The sequence below is a fragment of the Dethiothermospora halolimnae genome, assembly GCF_037577855.1.
In the GTDB taxonomy this organism is placed as follows: domain Bacteria; phylum Bacillota; class Clostridia; order Tissierellales; family VENL01; genus Dethiothermospora; species Dethiothermospora halolimnae.
Genome location: NZ_JBAKFX010000003.1, coordinates 60,287 through 78,653 on the forward strand (window position 1 = coordinate 60,287; position 18,367 = coordinate 78,653).

At 28.0% G+C, this 18,367-nt stretch carries 9 protein-coding genes; 3 read left to right on the forward strand and 6 right to left on the reverse strand.

All coding sequences use genetic code 11. The features are described from left to right. Positions 1–87: 87 nt before the first annotated feature. From V6137_RS02050 to V6137_RS02075, 6 genes are all read right to left on the reverse strand, one after another. The gene (locus V6137_RS02050; protein ID WP_425446216.1) at positions 88–1,851 is read right to left on the reverse strand and encodes a stalk domain-containing protein; all 1,764 of its coding nucleotides are present in this window, start codon (positions 1,849–1,851) and stop codon (positions 88–90) included. 64 nt (positions 1,852–1,915) lie between these two features. Next, positions 1,916–5,734 carry an Ig-like domain-containing protein gene (locus V6137_RS02055; protein WP_425446217.1) on the reverse strand — a complete coding sequence of 1,273 codons (3,819 nt, stop codon included), beginning with the start codon at positions 5,732–5,734 and terminating at the stop codon, positions 1,916–1,918. A gap of 118 nt (positions 5,735–5,852) precedes the next feature. After that, positions 5,853–6,527 carry a DUF6042 family protein gene (locus tag V6137_RS02060; RefSeq protein ID WP_425446218.1) on the reverse strand — a complete coding sequence of 225 codons (675 nt, stop codon included), beginning with the start codon at positions 6,525–6,527 and terminating at the stop codon, positions 5,853–5,855. Positions 6,528–6,595: 68 nt separating this feature from the next. Next, positions 6,596–9,364 carry an S-layer homology domain-containing protein gene (locus V6137_RS02065; RefSeq protein WP_425446219.1) on the reverse strand — a complete coding sequence of 923 codons (2,769 nt, stop codon included), beginning with the start codon at positions 9,362–9,364 and terminating at the stop codon, positions 6,596–6,598. 278 nt (positions 9,365–9,642) lie between these two features. After that, positions 9,643–10,410: a hypothetical protein gene (locus V6137_RS02070; RefSeq protein WP_425446220.1), complete on the reverse strand. Its 768-nt coding sequence runs from the start codon at positions 10,408–10,410 to the stop codon at positions 9,643–9,645. A gap of 242 nt (positions 10,411–10,652) precedes the next feature. After that, positions 10,653–12,494, reverse strand: coding sequence for a transglycosylase SLT domain-containing protein (locus V6137_RS02075; protein WP_425446221.1), 1,842 nt, complete (start codon positions 12,492–12,494; stop codon positions 10,653–10,655). 267 nt (positions 12,495–12,761) lie between these two features. Between V6137_RS02075 and V6137_RS02080 the strand changes: the two genes are divergently transcribed. The 3 genes from V6137_RS02080 to V6137_RS02090 all read left to right on the forward strand — a co-directional run bounded on the left by V6137_RS02080 (position 12,762) and on the right by V6137_RS02090 (position 18,163). Continuing rightward, on the forward strand, positions 12,762–15,287 hold the full coding sequence (locus V6137_RS02080) for a sulfatase-like hydrolase/transferase (protein WP_425446222.1): 2,526 nt from the start codon (positions 12,762–12,764) through the stop codon (positions 15,285–15,287). Between the two features lie 132 nt (positions 15,288–15,419). After that, positions 15,420–17,696: a caspase family protein gene (locus V6137_RS02085; RefSeq protein ID WP_425446223.1), complete on the forward strand. Its 2,277-nt coding sequence runs from the start codon at positions 15,420–15,422 to the stop codon at positions 17,694–17,696. Positions 17,697–17,788: 92 nt separating this feature from the next. Beyond that, entirely contained in the window at positions 17,789–18,163 is a 375-nt protein-coding gene (locus tag V6137_RS02090) for a hypothetical protein (protein WP_425446224.1), read from the forward strand. Positions 18,164–18,367 lie beyond the last annotated feature (204 nt).

The window sequence follows — 18,367 nt, forward strand, 5'->3', positions numbered from 1 at the left end:
TATACATCTTTTTAAAGTAATAAATAGGATTTGTATTGTATTTGTAATGGAAGTAATAAAAAAAGACCTGTAACAGGTCTTTTTTTATTACATAGGTCCTTCTCCATCCCCTTTTTCAAGCTTACCATCGTCATCGTCATCGTCATCGTCATCATCCTTATCATCAATATCATCAATATCAATATCTAATCTATGGCCATCTTTCTTATCAAATTCAACAACTTTTTTATGACTATCCTCATCTTTTATATATCCTTCTATATCGGCATCATCAAATTCATCTTCTATATCCTTTATTATATCTTCTATATAATCTTTTATATCTCCCCTATCTAAATCCTCCCACTCATCATCATACTTATCTAAATCTGCCTCTATCCTTACCTTTATATCATCTTCATCTCCAGATAATTTTATATCGAATCTTATATCTTTATACTTATCATAATCATCATCTAACTTTTTCTCTAGATCATCTAAATCCTTTTTATCGTTATTAGATTCCTCTATGTCCACATCTAAATCTTTTCCATCTTCTTTCTCAAATTCAACTAATTTATCATTTTCATCTTCATCTTTTATATATCCCTTTACATCTATTCCTTTAAATTCATCATTAACCTTATCTACAACCTTATCTACATAATCTTCTATATCATCATCATCTAGATCTTCCCAATCGTCCCCATATTTAGATAAATCTGTATATATTTTCACCTCTATATCTCCATCTTTTTCAGTGGGGTATAATTCAAATTTTACACTTTTATAATTGTCATATCTTTTATTTAAATAATCTTTAAGATCATTTAGGTCATCTCTTGATATAATATCACTATCTTCTAAGTCAATATCTAAGTCTTTTCCATCATCTTTTTTAAATTCAACTAGCTTATCGTTACTATCCTCATCTTCTATATAACCTTCTATATCAGCATCATCAAACTCATCTTCTATATCTTTTACTATGTCTTTTATATAGTCTTTTATATCATCATAATCCAAATCTTTCCAATCATCTTCATCTTTATCTAAATCCACTGTTATTTCAACTTCTATATCATCTTCGTCTCCATCTAGATTAATATCAAATTTTATACTTTTATAACTATCATAGTCATCTTCTAACTCTTTTTCTAAATCGTCTAGATCTTCATTATCTTCAACATCCATATCAATATCTAGACTTTTATTATGTTTTTTATCAAATTTAACTAATTTATCATTACTATCTTCATCTTTTATGTATCCTTCTATATCAGCATCATCAAATACATCATCTATATCATCGATTATATCTTTTATATAATCCTCTATGTCATCGTCTGATAAATCCCTCCACTCACTTTTATCCTTGTCTAAATCTACTTCTATCTTTAATTTAATATTATCTTTATCTCCACTTAAGTTAATATCAAAATTTACATCCTTATATTCATCATAATCATTATCTAGTTTCTTCTCTAGGTCATCTAAACTGCCACCGCCTAAACTTTTTATCCTTGCTTCAAGAATCTGTATTTGTCTATCCTTGTCAGCTAACTTTTGCATTAACTCCATTACTGTAGAACCTGGTTTATTGGTTATACTTATACTTCTTGTCCTTCCATCCCATTTTATGTCTTTATCAAAAATATTAGCCATCATCCTAAGGGGAACATAGGTACTTCCTTCTATTATAACAGGTTCCTTTGCTCCACTTACCATTGCACCATTATTATATATGGATATACCACCTATCCATGCCTTTACAGTTTTATATCCACCTGCTGCATATACTACCGTAAACAATGATGAAAAAACTATAATCGTTATCAAAATTGCCAATGTCTTTTTACTAAATTTCCTCAATTTTATACCTCCTTTTTTTAATTATATATCAATTATACATCATCCACTATTTTCCTTCAATACATTATAAATTACTTTTTCTTAATATCACAAATATTCCTGGCTTATAACTTAAAAATTCAACCTTATTATTTGATATTGTTACATCAATGTTATTAACCCTTTCAAATCTTCTTTTATTTATATCATATCTAAGTACTATAATACCTTGTCCTATTTCAGCCTTAGGGGTTATTGTAACAGTTAAAAAGTCAAATACTAAATCTTTGGTCTCAACTGCTATAATATCAGATATAATGGTTTCACCTATTAATTTATTTCTAATAGAAGTTTCAACCATAGGGCTTACCTTTCCCACTTGTAACATAGCATCTTCATCATCTGATTCAAACTCTATGTCCTCTATATATATATCACCCCATTTAGAAAGGATATCAAACTCATCTATATCTCCTTTATCATCTTCAAATTTTATCTTTCTAACCAATGTATTCTCTCCCATTAGATGATCTAAATTCATTTTAATATCATCTCCATTTGTATATCTATCATCTAATATTAAAATAGTTTCATTTTGAGAAATCTTCTCTATTAACATACCTTCTTTATTATTATCATTTTCCCTTATATCCTCTTTAGGAATATATTCCCCCTCTTTAACAACACTTAAAATACCAGCTTTAACTTTTTTATGATTATTATCATTTTCTATATATATGTCATAAAGCCCTGGATTTAGTCTATATTTAGGAAGATAGACTTCTAAGTATTTATTATTATCATTATCTGTCTTAGACTTCACATCATATGCCTCTTCATCATCAAAATATACATTAACAGAAGATGAAAAGTTATTTCCATATATTATTATTGGCTCTTTATAATTATAATCCTCAACAACACTTTTAACCATCACATCGTCTTTATTGAAATCTGGAATGGCCATGGTTTTAAAAGTCCAACCAAGTATTTCCCTATTATATTTTTCTAAGCTATCATTCATTATAATCCCTGATTTTATATTTAGGGTATATTTAGTATTTGACTTTATATTCTTTACTGGTATAAATAGGGCTTTCTTATCTTCTTTTTCACTTTTAAATATATATTTATCTATATACTCTTTAATAATGGGCTCTTCCTTATCCAAAATCCCATCTATAAATCCTATATCTATAATATTATCTGGAATTGATGAACTTTCCTTTATTTTTTTAAGTCCGTTTCGGAAGTCATCATTAAATTCAAGGGTATGATCTATGTCCTCATATACTATTTTAATAAAATATCTATCTTCTCCATCTATCTTTATGGGATTTATATTAAGTCCTAACTCTTCTTCATCTAATTCATCGTCATCATCTTCTGGAATTCTATAAACTTCGTGGGGTGCTCCTTTTGATATAACATTAAAGGTTTCATCTTCTGGAAGTTTTAGTTTTGGATCATTATCAAAATACAACTCTATATTATAACTTCCAGTATAAATTTCTTTAGATAACTTATCTCCATTTTCTCCCCTTATCTTTACTTTAATCTCATTTACGCTTATAAACTCTATATCCTCTCTATCTATTTCAATTTTTTCTAACCCCTCATCTACTACACGTCCTGATTTTGGTATGAGTTGTACTTTTTCTATAGATTCATTAAAGTTATATCCATATATTGAAAAATCATGATATCCATCTTTATATAATTGAAGCACAGATACACTGTTTTTATTATTTAAATCTGTAGCATTATTATCATCATTTATATTTCCATCGGTTCTATAATTTTTTTTAATAACATCTAAACTATTCTGATGAGGGGTCTCTAACGTATCTTCTGGTATATAAAGTTCATAATATCTACCACTCCCAAACCCTTCTTTGGGAAATATCTCTATAATTGTTTCTTTATTATCTCCATAATAATTATATCTAAATTGAATCTTAGATATATCTACCTGCTCAATATTATTATATATATCTAAGATCTTTATATTATTTAATGAGTTATAACTTATTCTATTCTCACTATATATATCATATGTTTTTTTATTGTCTATAGTAATATCATCAGCTTTTGGTCTTATATGTCCATCTATCTTCAAAGTTACCTTATCATCTCCAAACACTACATCCCTAACTTCTACATTTTCCTTTTTATCTGACCTATCACACCAAAATGAAAACTCTATATCTCTATCTACGTTATATCCGTTTATATCTTCTAAAGATTCCTTATCTATAAATATTTTATACTTCATAAGGCTATCTAAATTATATCTAGGAGTTATCCTTAATATATCTTTATTTACTATTTTAATTTCCCTAATTGGAATTTCATATAAATTAATATCTTCAATTAATTTATGTTTCTCTATACTAGTTTTCCCTTCTAACTTAGTTTCATCAATATTGGCAGGGATCATGTCATCCCCATTTGTATAAAACTCAACCAACTTATCCTTTATATAATTTGTTTCATCATATATTGATTGTTTTGGATTTAGTATCCTATATAACTTAACACTATCTTTAATAGAAGCCCCTTTATTATCATCTCTAGCTATATCTCTATCAAATTTTATATATATACTATCATCAGGTTTTAATTTTGAATAATTATTATTTCCTCTTCTATACAAATATCTTATATCATCATCCATAGATAAACTTGATGAATAGGCTATGGGGTTAGGCCCCTTTCCTTCACCTCTAGTTTTAAAGTCAATATATATATCACTATTATAAAAATATTTATTCTCTATAGCATTTTTATAATCCTTTAGTTTTAATGCATCTTTTTCAATTTTAACAGTGTACTCTGTATCCCTCCTTAGGTGATAATCCTTATCATTGTAATTATCATCTATATCTAATACTAGTGTTCTTTTGTCATCTCCGAGATACTTATCTTTAACAGCAAATTCCTCTCCATCTGATGTTATGGTGATTTTATCCTTATCTAAAAGTTCTATTGGATATTTAAAATGAAATTCTATATTTTCATCAACCGATGCATTACTTGATTTATTTGAAGGTCTTGTATAATCAATAAAGTTATCTGTATAAAATACTAGACTTATTTTATCATTATATATTTTACTATTGGTATCACTTTTAAGGTATACAGCTTTCTCTTTTAGTATGACCTTATACTGGGTAAAATCATTTAGTTTGCCTGACTTTGGTCTTACTATTAAAGTATCATTATAATTATCTATATTATAGCTATCTATACTATCTCGTTTATAATAATCATCTTTAATCATGGATTTTTTGTATATATGTATTTTATCCCTTATATCATCAGTACTTATATTGCTTATAAAGTTAAATCCTATAATATCAGTGTTATCTATATTATGGCTATCATTAGATGGATAAACTTTTTTTATTATGTCATTTTCTTTTTGAGTTTGTCCCCTTGTTACAAATGAATATCCAAAACTATCTATTACTTCGTCTCCGTCCTTAAAAAGTCCTTTGGGAATATAAATGGTATATAAACTATGTAATCTTAAATGATTTTCTCTAGCTTTGTCTCCATATAAGGGACTATCTTTTAAAGAAAGTTTGATAATTCCCTTTGTCTTATCAACTTCAAAATCTTTAAATTTATTATTTTCTAAATATTGATTATTTGCTGTAATAAGTATTTCATTAAGTTTTTCTTTATCTACATCATAGCTATTATTATACTTTATATTTATATATGGTATATCATAATCAATATTTTTATCTCCTTTTTTTATTACCTTTTTGTCGGTATATATTAAATGTATAACTTTATTACTGCTAATATTATTAGCGAATATTGGTACATTAAAAAATATAATATTAAACAACATTATTATTACTGTATATAGAGCTATCTTAGACTTTTTATCCAAATAAAAAACCTCCTTAGTATTTTAATATTACGACTCCTTTTTTATATTATCGGCATAATTTTTAATACATTGAATTTCCTATATATTTTACATTAAAAAAGCTCCACAAAATGTGAAGCTAATCTTCTAATACAAATCTTTTTTCCTCAAATATTTCCCTATTTATTTTTATATAGACCTTATCACTTTTCTTTAATTTAGATATATTTTTATCTGATGTTATATTTATAGAACCTTCATCTGCTAAGTATCTTAATATATCCCTTATATCCGTTATCTTACTATTTATTGTATCAATTATATAGGATACCGATGACATTAAATTTCCATTATTATTTATAAGTAAAGTAAGAAACATATTTATATCCTCTTGATGCTTTAGCTCAAATTTAATATTTTCAAGATTTTTTATTTCTTCATCGTCTATATCTAATACCTCTTGTGGCCTTAAAACTGGTAGATTATAAACATAGACAATATTGTCATCTTTATCTTTTCCTATTTTTATAAGCTTAAAATCTATTAAAAGTTTAAGGTCCTCTTTTCTATTAGTAGGATATTTATATCCCAATTTATTTAATATCCTTTTTTTCTCTTCTATAACTTGAAAAGCACTATTTTCATCCTTTAAATTAGCATTTAAAAGGGTTCTAGTAGCTTTTTTTCCTTTAATATTTTCAGTCTGAAGATATCCTATCATTATATACATCTTATATGTTGTCTCTGGAAGATATCTTGTCCATAAATATTCATGTACCTCTTTAGGCATTTTTATTTTTTTTCTATTATTCATAGGTTTCTCCTCTCTAATTGTAAGCTAATGATATTGTATCATTTTTTTTTGATTTTTAAAACTATCTACTATTTAACAAATATATCATATATGGTACTTGTCTCATCATCATAATAAAATCTAATATATGGTTCTTTACTTCCTAAATAATCCATAAAGGCCTCTGTTGTACTCATATATATATCATCTATATCTATATAATCATTATCTATAATATAATCTACGTTTTCATCCCCATAATAAATAATCTCATCCCCATCTACTTCTATTGTAAATATAATATCTGTACCGTCAAAATCTATATCTAACAATTTTCCATCTTCCAAGTCATTTCCAAATTTAGTCCCCGATAACTCTATCATTTTAACTTTATCCTCTTCTATGCCAACTGTCACCAAATCTCCACGGGATATCTTACTTAGGCTTATATCATCGGTATATCTAAATACCTCAGCATTATCATCAAGTCTATATATTTCATTTCCTACCTCTATATATCTACTATCTATAGAGGTAACAGTACCAGATACGGTTTTAAAGTCTCCAACCTTGGCTATTGGAGATATCTCCAACTGATTACCTCCATTTAATTGATATAATATAACTCTACCTATTACAACTGAGGCTCTATTATCTTTACTTATTTTATAAGTCAAGACCTTTCCCTCGCTGTTCCTTATATCAGCATATCTATCTTCTCCTAGATTATAGCTATCTATAACATATCCTATATTCATTTTATTTTGTATTCCATTTATGTTATCCCATATGGTTAACATCTTTAATACACCATCTTCTTCGTCCATGATAACTTCAACGTCTTCTAATACTTCATTGTTTTTAAGAGTATTCCATTTTATCACTTTTACTGAATAAGGGTTATGACCAGTATAGTCAAATATAACAGTATCATTATCTACTTTATATTTATTATCATCTATTATAATATAGTCTTCACCAAAATCATCCCCTGCTAGTATTTTTTTTGTATCAAATGTTTCAAATACATCATTCTCTAATCTAGAAGACATATTTTTTAGCTTCCCTGACTTTCCTATGGAATATTTTATTATATTTCCCCTATCAGTATACTCTTTAAGTCTATCATACTCCTGATAATCTTCGAAAGCATAAACTTTTCTTTTCCCATTTTCACCATATATTTGTATCTCTCCATCTAAGGCATCTCCATACCTAACTAAAACACCGTATAATCCTAGCTTAATATTTAAGTTTCCCTCTATATAAACTATATCTCCCTTTAAATCTGTAGATAACTTTACATTCTGATTATAAAATTCTTGCAATACCCTAGCTCCATATACCGTTCTATCTTTTATATTATCTATCTTTTCACCATTATTATATGAGTATATAAACTCATCTGCAAATCTCAATTCCCCATTAATATTTTTAAGGGTTATGGATATGTCATATCCATTGATACCACCTTTAACTTTCCCTAAAACTCCTACCTTTCTATATCTAAGTACATACATTATATCCCTATTATCCCCTTTTATTGTGTTTATAATATCTCCCTTTTTTATATCACTATATTTTATATGCTTTTTCCCGCTATTATTAAGAAGATATACATCATATCCATTATTCTCAAAGTCTATCCGTCCTTTATCACCATTTTTTGCATCTATAAATTCTACAACCCCTTCTTCTACATTTACATTGTTCACATATAAATTTTTACTATCAAAGTCAAATATTTTTCCATAGGTCAGGCTGTCATCCTTTACTGAGAATAATCCAGCTTGTCCCCTTCTTAAGTATTTATCATAATTCCTTTTATTTATTTTCTCAGAATTAATATATATATTAGCACTATCATCTATATCTAAAAATTTGTCCATAGATGACAGTTTTATTTTATTAAATGGTTTATCGGTATATCCATTGACTATCTCATGATTTTCAGCACCTTGGACAGCATCATTGTCCATACCTATATGATCAGTATATATTATTTCCTTATCTTTATTAACATATATATTTATATACTCTCCCTCCATGACTAAGCTATCATCGGTTATTTTAAAATGCTCTTGCTCATTTTTATCAAAGCTATATCCATTATATGATATATCCCCGTTAAACCTCACATTTACAACCTGATTATCTCTAATATTTTCAGTTCCAAGTATCTCTACATTTTCCAACTTATATAGTCCAAGTTCTTCTTCCATAAGAGTCTTATCAGATATTACGGTTTTACTGCCCCCTTCAATACTACTTAACATATTTTCTTCAAGTATTCTATTTATTATAAGGGCTACTTGTCCTCTGTTTAAATCCTCATCATACTTTAATGATATCCCCTTTAATAACCCCATCTCTGCTGCTTTTACTATATAGTTAGACGGCCATTGTCCTTGCAAATACATATCTCTATATCCAATACTTCTAAGGACTATTGTTATTCCTTCTGAAAAGGTTACATTTTTCTTTGGCTTAAAAGTTCCATCTCCATAACCACTTACTAATCCACTACCCACTGCTATATTTATATAATTAGATGACCAACTATCCTTTTCCACATCATTAAATTTTGGATTTTGATTAAATAGACTTGATGTATTTTCATATCCCAACAATTTTACCACTATCTTAACCAGTTCTTCTCTAGTTATATTGTCTTCTGGATGATATTTGCCATCTTCTCTACCCTCTACTATATCAAAGGCCTTAAGTCTATTTATGGCTTCTTTAGTATCAGTATTGACATCATCTTTAGTTATATCAACAGCAAATGTAGGTGGTATAATAACTAAGAACATAATTATCATAATTAGAAGCATAAAAAATCTTATATTGCTTTTCATATAATCCTCCCTATAATCTCAGAAAAAACTAGGATATTCTAGTTTTTTCTAAATTTTATTTATTATTTTTACAGATATCTATTTTATTATAACCTATTTTACCATTAATTTAAAATGGAATTTCATATTATTAATTCCTATATTTAGTTCTTGTTTTTTGAAAAGAGAAAGCAAGTTTTACAGAAAATATAATAAAACAACACCTAAATATTTAAAAGGGTCCAATATATTGGGCCCTTTTAAATATTTATCTAAATTTGTATTAAAATATCATTCAATTAATATTCCTTTAAAATAAGCTGACAATCTTTCAATATAACTTTGGCATCTTTATAAAATCCAGATGTTAAACTTTCTGCTTTTACTGCTAGTTTAACCTCCCTTACACCCGATACATTAACTGAATAATTTTGAGGCCAATCACCAATTCTAAACTTATCGCTACTATAAAGTTCATTATTATTTTCATCGTAGATAAACAATTGATACTCCATATAATAAGATATATCCTCCGATGAAGCTAAAGCATATATCTCCCCTTCTAATGTTTTAGCATTTTTATCAATTTCATATGTGAAATAGTTCCCTGATATAGATTGATTTATACTTATTTCTAATTGGTTATTTACCGTAGTTTCGACTTTATCAAAGCTATCATTTTCCGAACCTATTAAATTTATTTTTATCTCGTTATCAGCTTCATCTCTAGTTTTAAAATCCATAAGATACTTGTTCCCATTTATTAGGACTATTTTTAATACGTAATTACTACTATACTCATATGGATCCACAGGAGTAACCTTTATTTTATCCCAATCATCAATAGCAATATGTACAGGTATAAACTCATGATCATGCTCTATAACTATAGCCTCTATATCACTGAGATTGACTTTTTTGTTAAATTCAATAGTCCAACTTTTATTTATAGATATCCCTTCTTTACTATCTAGTTGTTCCCAATCATCATTATCCGTTGCAAAGCTATTAATAGATGTAAACATAATAATTATTATAACTATCATAAACACTCTTTTCTTTCTCACTTAATGATCCCTCCAAACTAATAATATCTGATTTTATATTCTTACCAATTTTTATTTGTTCCCCTTTTATGCAATCAATTACCAGAGGAATGATGACGGATATCTCATATATATTTTCTTTTTTCGGTCTTGATTAACAAATCTGAAACATGTACTTTAGTAATTACAAAGAAATATTATACCTTAATAATATAACATAAATTTTATCTTTTCAACTTAGAAATTTACAAAGTACAAATCCTTTATTCAACAATAAACTTAATCTTTATACCTTTCTTTAGCTTTTTACCATTAACTGACTTCACTTGGTTTGTTATATATAAATAATACTCACCTCGATTATAATTATCTAATGGAATAACCCTTATTATATCCTTTTCTGTATTTTTAAAGACTACATCTATCATTTCTCCATACTCATCTGTTATATATATATCCCCGCTATTTAGGGCATCTGCCAAAACATCATAATTAAAATCAATATCCCATTGCTTATCGGGAGCAATATCTCGCTTTGTAGACCATATATCCCAATCCTGTTCCATATTATATGCTTTTTTCACTACCTCTAAGTCATAATCATCAACATTATAATCATAATTTATGTCAAATTGATTTTCTCTATCTCCTATCATTTTTTTCAATATTTCTATATCCAATATACTTACTATACCATCTTTATTAAAATCACAATCTTTAGCACTTTTAGTCCAGTTTATAGCAACCCAGCCTTCTATAGAGTCTCCATCTTTTCCTATGGTTTTAACCCTGTATCTTAAATAATCATTTAAAAATATAGGTCCTTCTAAATATATAAGGGCTTCATTTGGAGAAGACACTGCTATTTTTTCCCCATCATAGTTTCTTATATTTAATCCATAGGGAGTATCATTTATAAGTATATCTCCCTTTTCATGGGTATTAAAGCTTACCTGTGTATATGGAGTAGGTGTATCAAATCTGTAGTTTGGATTAGGCTTCCCCTCCACTGGAAGTTCCCTATGATCTATACTCCCTATCTCTACATCATATAACATATATGCATAGTCTAAGACCTTCTCTTGATATGCTTTATATTGAACCCAGCTACCATGATGATAGGGTATCATATTGGGATTATTAGACTCTGACCATCCATTATATGCCCATATGGCAAAATACCAGTTTTCTAATATTCTAGGGTCATAGTTTCCGATTTTAGGTATTATGGGATTATCCCTTAGGGCATATCCCCACTTATCTAATAATATTTCTGCACCAGCATTTATATTATAATCCATATCATACTTTAACTTCTCATCATCATACTCTGTATGTATGTGGGGAGTTACCTGCATAACACCATAACTAACACCATCAAAGCTTAATAGAGGCTCTCCATCTTTAAATTGAGTAAAATCACTTTCAGTATAGGCTATAGATTTTAAAATAACAGGAGGAATTCCTTTTTCTAAGGCTACCTTCTCTATTTTAGCCTCTATTTCTTTTCTAGTTGGATTTTCATAATATTTTCTACTACGAAGGGAGAATAACTTAACATCTGAATTTGACTCAGCACTTTTCTTATCTAAAATAAAGTCCTCTCCATCATATATATATGTTGATTCTAAATATTTATCTGAATTTGCATTGGCATCATTTTTACTGTATAGAGGAGTCCTTTCTATTATTTTATTATCTCTTACTATCAATACACCCTTATATATATTATTTCTTTCAAAACTCAACTTAATATTTCTATCATTTTCCACTCTAAAAACATAATAATTAAGATATGAAGATGTACCCCCTTCCTTTGAAGTAATAATAAGTTCTTGGCTTCCATCATTTGTTAGATCCTCAGAATGTATTCTTTGAAAACTACCTTTAAAGTCAAATTTAGTATCATTTATATATACTATTTCCCTTACTTGATCAATTTCTATGTCCACTGTTATTTTATCGTTTATATATACTCTATCATTTAATATATCTTTCTTTACTTCGCTTTCAACTTTATCTCCTAATGCTATGCTATTCATACCTATTACCATAAAAATAATAACCAAAATAAATACCTTTTTATTAATTTCTACCACCCCCATAGTTTTTCTACAACAAAGCCTGTGATAACGGAACGGTCCCTTTGTCCCAGGTTTTAATCAGTTGTTTCGACAAAATATACTAGTTTTATAATATATATTGTACTATAATATTTAGTATTAGTGCAATATATATCAAGTTGTGGGATTACGAATCCCCCAACAACTGAATGGAATTAATTCTATAATAATTGAATGGAATTCTATAATAGCTAGATGCAACAAACTTTTTAACAGCTAAACAACTAAATAATTAGGAGGACCATGTAAATGAAGTCTAAGAAAAATTATATTTCACTGTTTATAGCATCATTAATAATATTAAAAGTAGGATTATATTATAGTTTAATGGATATAACAATAAATTTTGGTATTAAATTATTATTAAGTCTCGTATATATAGGGCTTATATTTGTATTATTAAAAAGAAAAAAGAGGTTGTTCCTGTGTATATATATACTTATATCCTTATTAATGTTTGCTGATTCTGTTTATTTTAGATACTTTAATGAAAGTTTAACCTTTAATATCTTTGGACAGGCGGGGCAATTAGGTGATGTGACTGAAACTATCAAGTTGTTATTAAGTCCTAAGGACTTTTTACTATTCTTAGATATCCCGATAATTTATTTATATTTTAAAAAATATAATAAGTCAGTGGATAAATCTTTTAAACTTATATATATAATTTCGACTATAGTTATTGTTACTTTAGTGTTAATTAATCCCATAAATAGTGATGTGGTAAAGGGGTTAAATAGTCAAGAGTTCTTTACTTATCATATCAAGGATATATACTTATCTATAATGGGGGACGATATAAAGGTAGGCAAATCTATAGAAAAAGAGTTAGCTAAAACTTTGAATAAAAAACCTCTACCAATAAAAAACAAAAAATTATATGGCATAGGTAAAAATAGAAATCTAATAATAATACAAGTGGAGTCTTTTCAAAATATGGTTATAAATAAATACTATAATGGTCAAGAGCTTACACCTAACTTAAATAAATTAATAAAACAAGATACAATTTATTTTAATAATTATTATCAGCAATTGGGAAAAGGAAATACCTCTGATGCCGAATTTGTTAGTCAAAACTCCATATATGCCCCAATATATGGTCAAGCCTATGATATCTATAAAGATAACTATTTTTATGGGCTGCCATGGATAATGAGAGATGAGGGTTATAAATCTATAGTTTTCCATGGATATAAAAAAGAGTTTTGGAATAGAGATGCTGCATATCCTAATCAAGGATTTCAAAGATTTTTTAGTGAAAAGGATTTTGATATTAAAGAAAAAATAGGCTTCGGTTTAAACGATAAAGATTTTTTTAAACAATCAATTGATTATCTAAAGAACGAAGATAAACCGTTTTATAGTTTTTTAATTACACTAACATGTCATAATCCATATAATATGCCTAAAAAATATCATAATATTACTTTAAAAGCAGAGGATAGAGATACGTTATTTGGCAACTATTTACAAGCAGTGCATTATACCGATAAAGCTATTGGAGAGTTTATTAAAAGATTAAAAGACAATAACCTCTATAATAACTCAGTTATAGCAATTTATGGAGATCATTTTGGATTAAGTAGTACAGATGATAATATAAATGATAATGTTAGTAGCTTTTTAGGATATGACTATGATTTTGATGAAATGATGAAAATCCCCCTTATAATAAACATACCTGAAAAAGATATTAACCAAACGATAGATATTGTTGGTGGGCAAATTGATTTTATGCCTACTATATTAAATCTTATGGGGATAGAAAGTAAAAACCCAATTATTTTTGGACGGGATCTAGTTAATAGTAATTCTGGTTTTGTGGCTTCTCAAACTTATATGCTTAAAGGGTCTTTTATTAAAGATGATATAGTTCTTGAAATGTCCAGAGACGGAATATTTAAAAATAGTAGAGCTTGGAATAAACGTACAAGAAAATCAGTAGATTTACAAAAATATAAAAAATACTATGAAAAAGCTATTAAAGAAATAGATAAAGCCATGTATGTTCTAGAAAATAACATGTTAAAAGAAGTTATAAAGAAAAATAAAGATTTTGATTATGTAAACGTCACTAAGAACAAAATAAAACCAGCTAAATTTATTTCCCATGCTGGAGGTAGAATAAAAGGGTTAACCTATACTAATAGTAAAGAATCTTTAGATAAAAGCTACGAAAAAGGCTATGAATTTATAGAAGTGGATTTTGAATGGACTAGTGATGAAAAAGCAGTATTGCTCCATAGTTGGGACGGCTTCTTAAAAAAGTTTTTTAATGTTGAACCTAAGGTATATTCTCTAAAAGAATTTAAAAACTTTAAAATGGTAAATAATTGGCATCAAATGACATTAGAGCACTTAAGCATATGGCTTAAAAATCATCCCAATACCTACATAGTATCCGATGTAAAAAAAGATAATATAAAACTATTATCTTTGATTAGCAAAAACTATCCTGATATAAAAAGACAAATAATACCACAAATTTATCATACGGGAGAATACTCTAAAGTAAAATATTTAGGCTATAAGAATATAATCTACACCCTATACAGATCTACTAACTCCGAAGATGAAATAATCAACTTTGCAAAACACAATAATTTATTGGCTATAACTATGCCCATTGATAAAGCTAAAACAGGCTTACCCAAAAAACTAAATAAATTAGGAATATTTACTTATAGCCATACTATAAACGATTTAGAACTGGCTAAAACTTTAGAAGAAAAAGGTATAGATGGCTTTTATACTGATGATTTAACTGAATAGAACCTGGGGCAAGAGTGCTATTCCTTTGTCTCAAATTTTATTTTTACAAAATTGTAAATAAACAAAGGTTTTTCATTTTTTATATTGAAATATAGCAGGTATAAACATTTTTATATAAAGGAGGCAAAAAAATTGAAAAGAAAGATATCATTAATACTAATTATAATTTTATTAACCATATCCTCCAATATGGTTAATGCTAACGACAACAGACCCTTAGGTATTAAAAAGTCAGGTGATCCAAGCTTTGACGTTTCTATAGATTATCTAAATAGAAATGGGGCAAATGTAGATATCGTTAAAGGAAATAGAATAGTAGACCTATCATCAAGAACAAAAAATGGCATTCTTTATTGTGATAAAAATCATACTCTCCGTATAAAAATGTCGCTGCCATTAGATAAAAGTACTGTAAATAATAATAATATATATTTATTAAACATATCATCCAATAGAAAGCTAACAAGTATATTGACTATTGATGATAATGATGAAAGTATAGTTTACGTAAAGTCCCCCAGTGGTGGCTATAGGGTTAATGAAGATTATAAATTAGTGATAACCACTGATTTATATTCAAAAACTAGAAGGAATCTTAAAGAAAACTATACTACACTGATTAGTATTGTAGACGATAAACCTGATGCTCCATCTAATGTCGATGCTTGGGATGTTTCTAGTAGTAAAATAAAGCTTGCATGGGATAAAGTCGAAGATGCAGACTATTATTATATTTATGATAGTAAAAGTTATGATGGCCCTTATACTCCCTGGTATGATAAAAATAAGGAAAAATTTAAAGCCAATTGGGGCAATGATTATTGCGCCAGTGTTTATAACCTACAGCCAGATACAGATAGATATTATAAAGTTACATCGGTAAAGGATGGTATAGAGTCGGATTTTAGTAATATAGTCTCTGCTAAAACCCCTTCATATAGTGAAGTGTCTACCCCTAGAAATGTTCAAGCTTGGGCCGTATCGGATACCGAAATAAGACTATATTGGGACGAAGTTGAAGATGCAGATTACTATAATATATATTATAGTGATAAACTAAATGGAACATACTATCCCTTTGTAGATAAAGACGATAATATAGCTAAATTTAATTGGTATTCAGATTATTCTCTTATAGATGACCAATGTAATCCAAATGAAACTTGGTATTATAAGGTTGTTGCAGTTAAACACGGCAAAGAATCCGATGCAAGTGAAGTCACCTATGCCAAAACCTTTAGTACCTTTACTCTTACACCACCATCTAAAATAAAAGCTTGGGCCATAAATGACTCTACTATAAGGGTCTATTGGGATAAAGTAAGTAATGCCGAGTATTATCATGTATATTACAGTGATGAATACGACGGTAAGTATTATCCATTTTTAAATGACTCCGATGATTTATATAAATTTTATTGGAGTGAAGACTATTGTTTTGAAGACCCTTATAATGAACCTAATAGTACTACATACTACAAGGTCAAATCAGTAGGAAAAGGGATAGCATCAGATTTTAGCGACATCGTATTTGCTACTACTTCCAACTCTTCTAATGATGATGTTACTTATAGGAGTTTAATTGTGGGTAATAGCAATTATGAAGGGGATGAGTATTTATCTGGTCCCCAGTATGATGTTGAAAATATGAGAGAGCTATTTATCAAAGCAAAATTAGGACAAATGGACTCTAGTTTTAGTAGCATCAATGACCAAATGGACTTAAACAAATCTCAAATACTAAGGGAAATATCAAATACATTTAAAGATGCTGATTATGATGATGTATCATATTTCTATTTTAGTGGTCATGGTACAGTGGACCCCCGTACAAATACGGCATATATAGTACCTCTTGATGCTACTTATCAAAAGGATTATATAAGTGTTCATGAACTGGAAGCTGCATTAAGTAATATAAGGGGTACAAAGGTTGTAATAATAGATGCTTGTTTCTCAGGAGGTTTTATAGATAAATCTTCAGATGGAGAGACTACTGAAGGCTCTTCTAAAGAAATAAATCTAGAAGATATGCATCAAATATTTAATGAAGAAGTTGAAAAGGCTTTTGGAGATAGTAATGGTATGGAAATAAAACAAAGAGCATACCTAAATTCTAACCAATACAAAGTACTAACCTCAGCAAATGGAGGAGAAACTTCTTTAGACTTTGGATATGGAGGAGAATTTACTTTATATTTTTTAGAAGCATGTGGATTCTTTGACGATGATCGTATGCAAGCCGACTATAATGGAAATAACATTATTTCCCTTGATGAAATATATACATATTGTGAGAAAAACGTAAGGGGTTCCCAGGTACAGGTGTTCCCCAAATATAGTGACTTTGAAATATTTAGTTTAGTTAATATTAAATCTAAAAATTCACATGTTGACTTTAAAAAGTAATATAATTTTATGTGTAGTAACTAATTGCTTAAATTTACTTGTATTAGTATACTATATATAGAGATAAATATTAAAACAAAGGAGGATAATGCATGAAATTAAAACTTGTTATAAAATCAATTGCTTTATTACTAATAGTTCTGGGTCTCATACCCCTGGCAAGTTACGCGACAGACTTACCAGCCAGTGAGAATGGTACCGTAATTTTGAAAGAAAAAGGAGTGGCTTTTGACATAGGGTATATGGATAAAGACACTTCTACAGCTCTAAAAGTAGTAGAATCCTTAAATGAGCCAGGAGAAGATATCTTTGTAAAACTTTCTAATGGATTTATTTATGACGTTAAAAATGACAAAGAAGTTGGATACAATGAAATTCCAAGTTTAATTTATTACGATAGTGAAGGAATATCTAAGTTTATTGAGAATAGTAATGAAGTAGATTTACAAGTTACAAATGTAAAATAAAGAAGGAGAATAATGAAACAAGATAAAATATTGATGTATACAAACTGAATGAAATCATTGATATAATAAATCCAGCAGAAGTTAAATATGTATTAATTCTGCTGGATAGTTTATTTGGTTTTGTTAGCTTTAGATTTTAAATTCTTTAGTATATCCCTTTCCTTTATTAGACATGATAATCCTCCCATTCAATTTTATTTATTA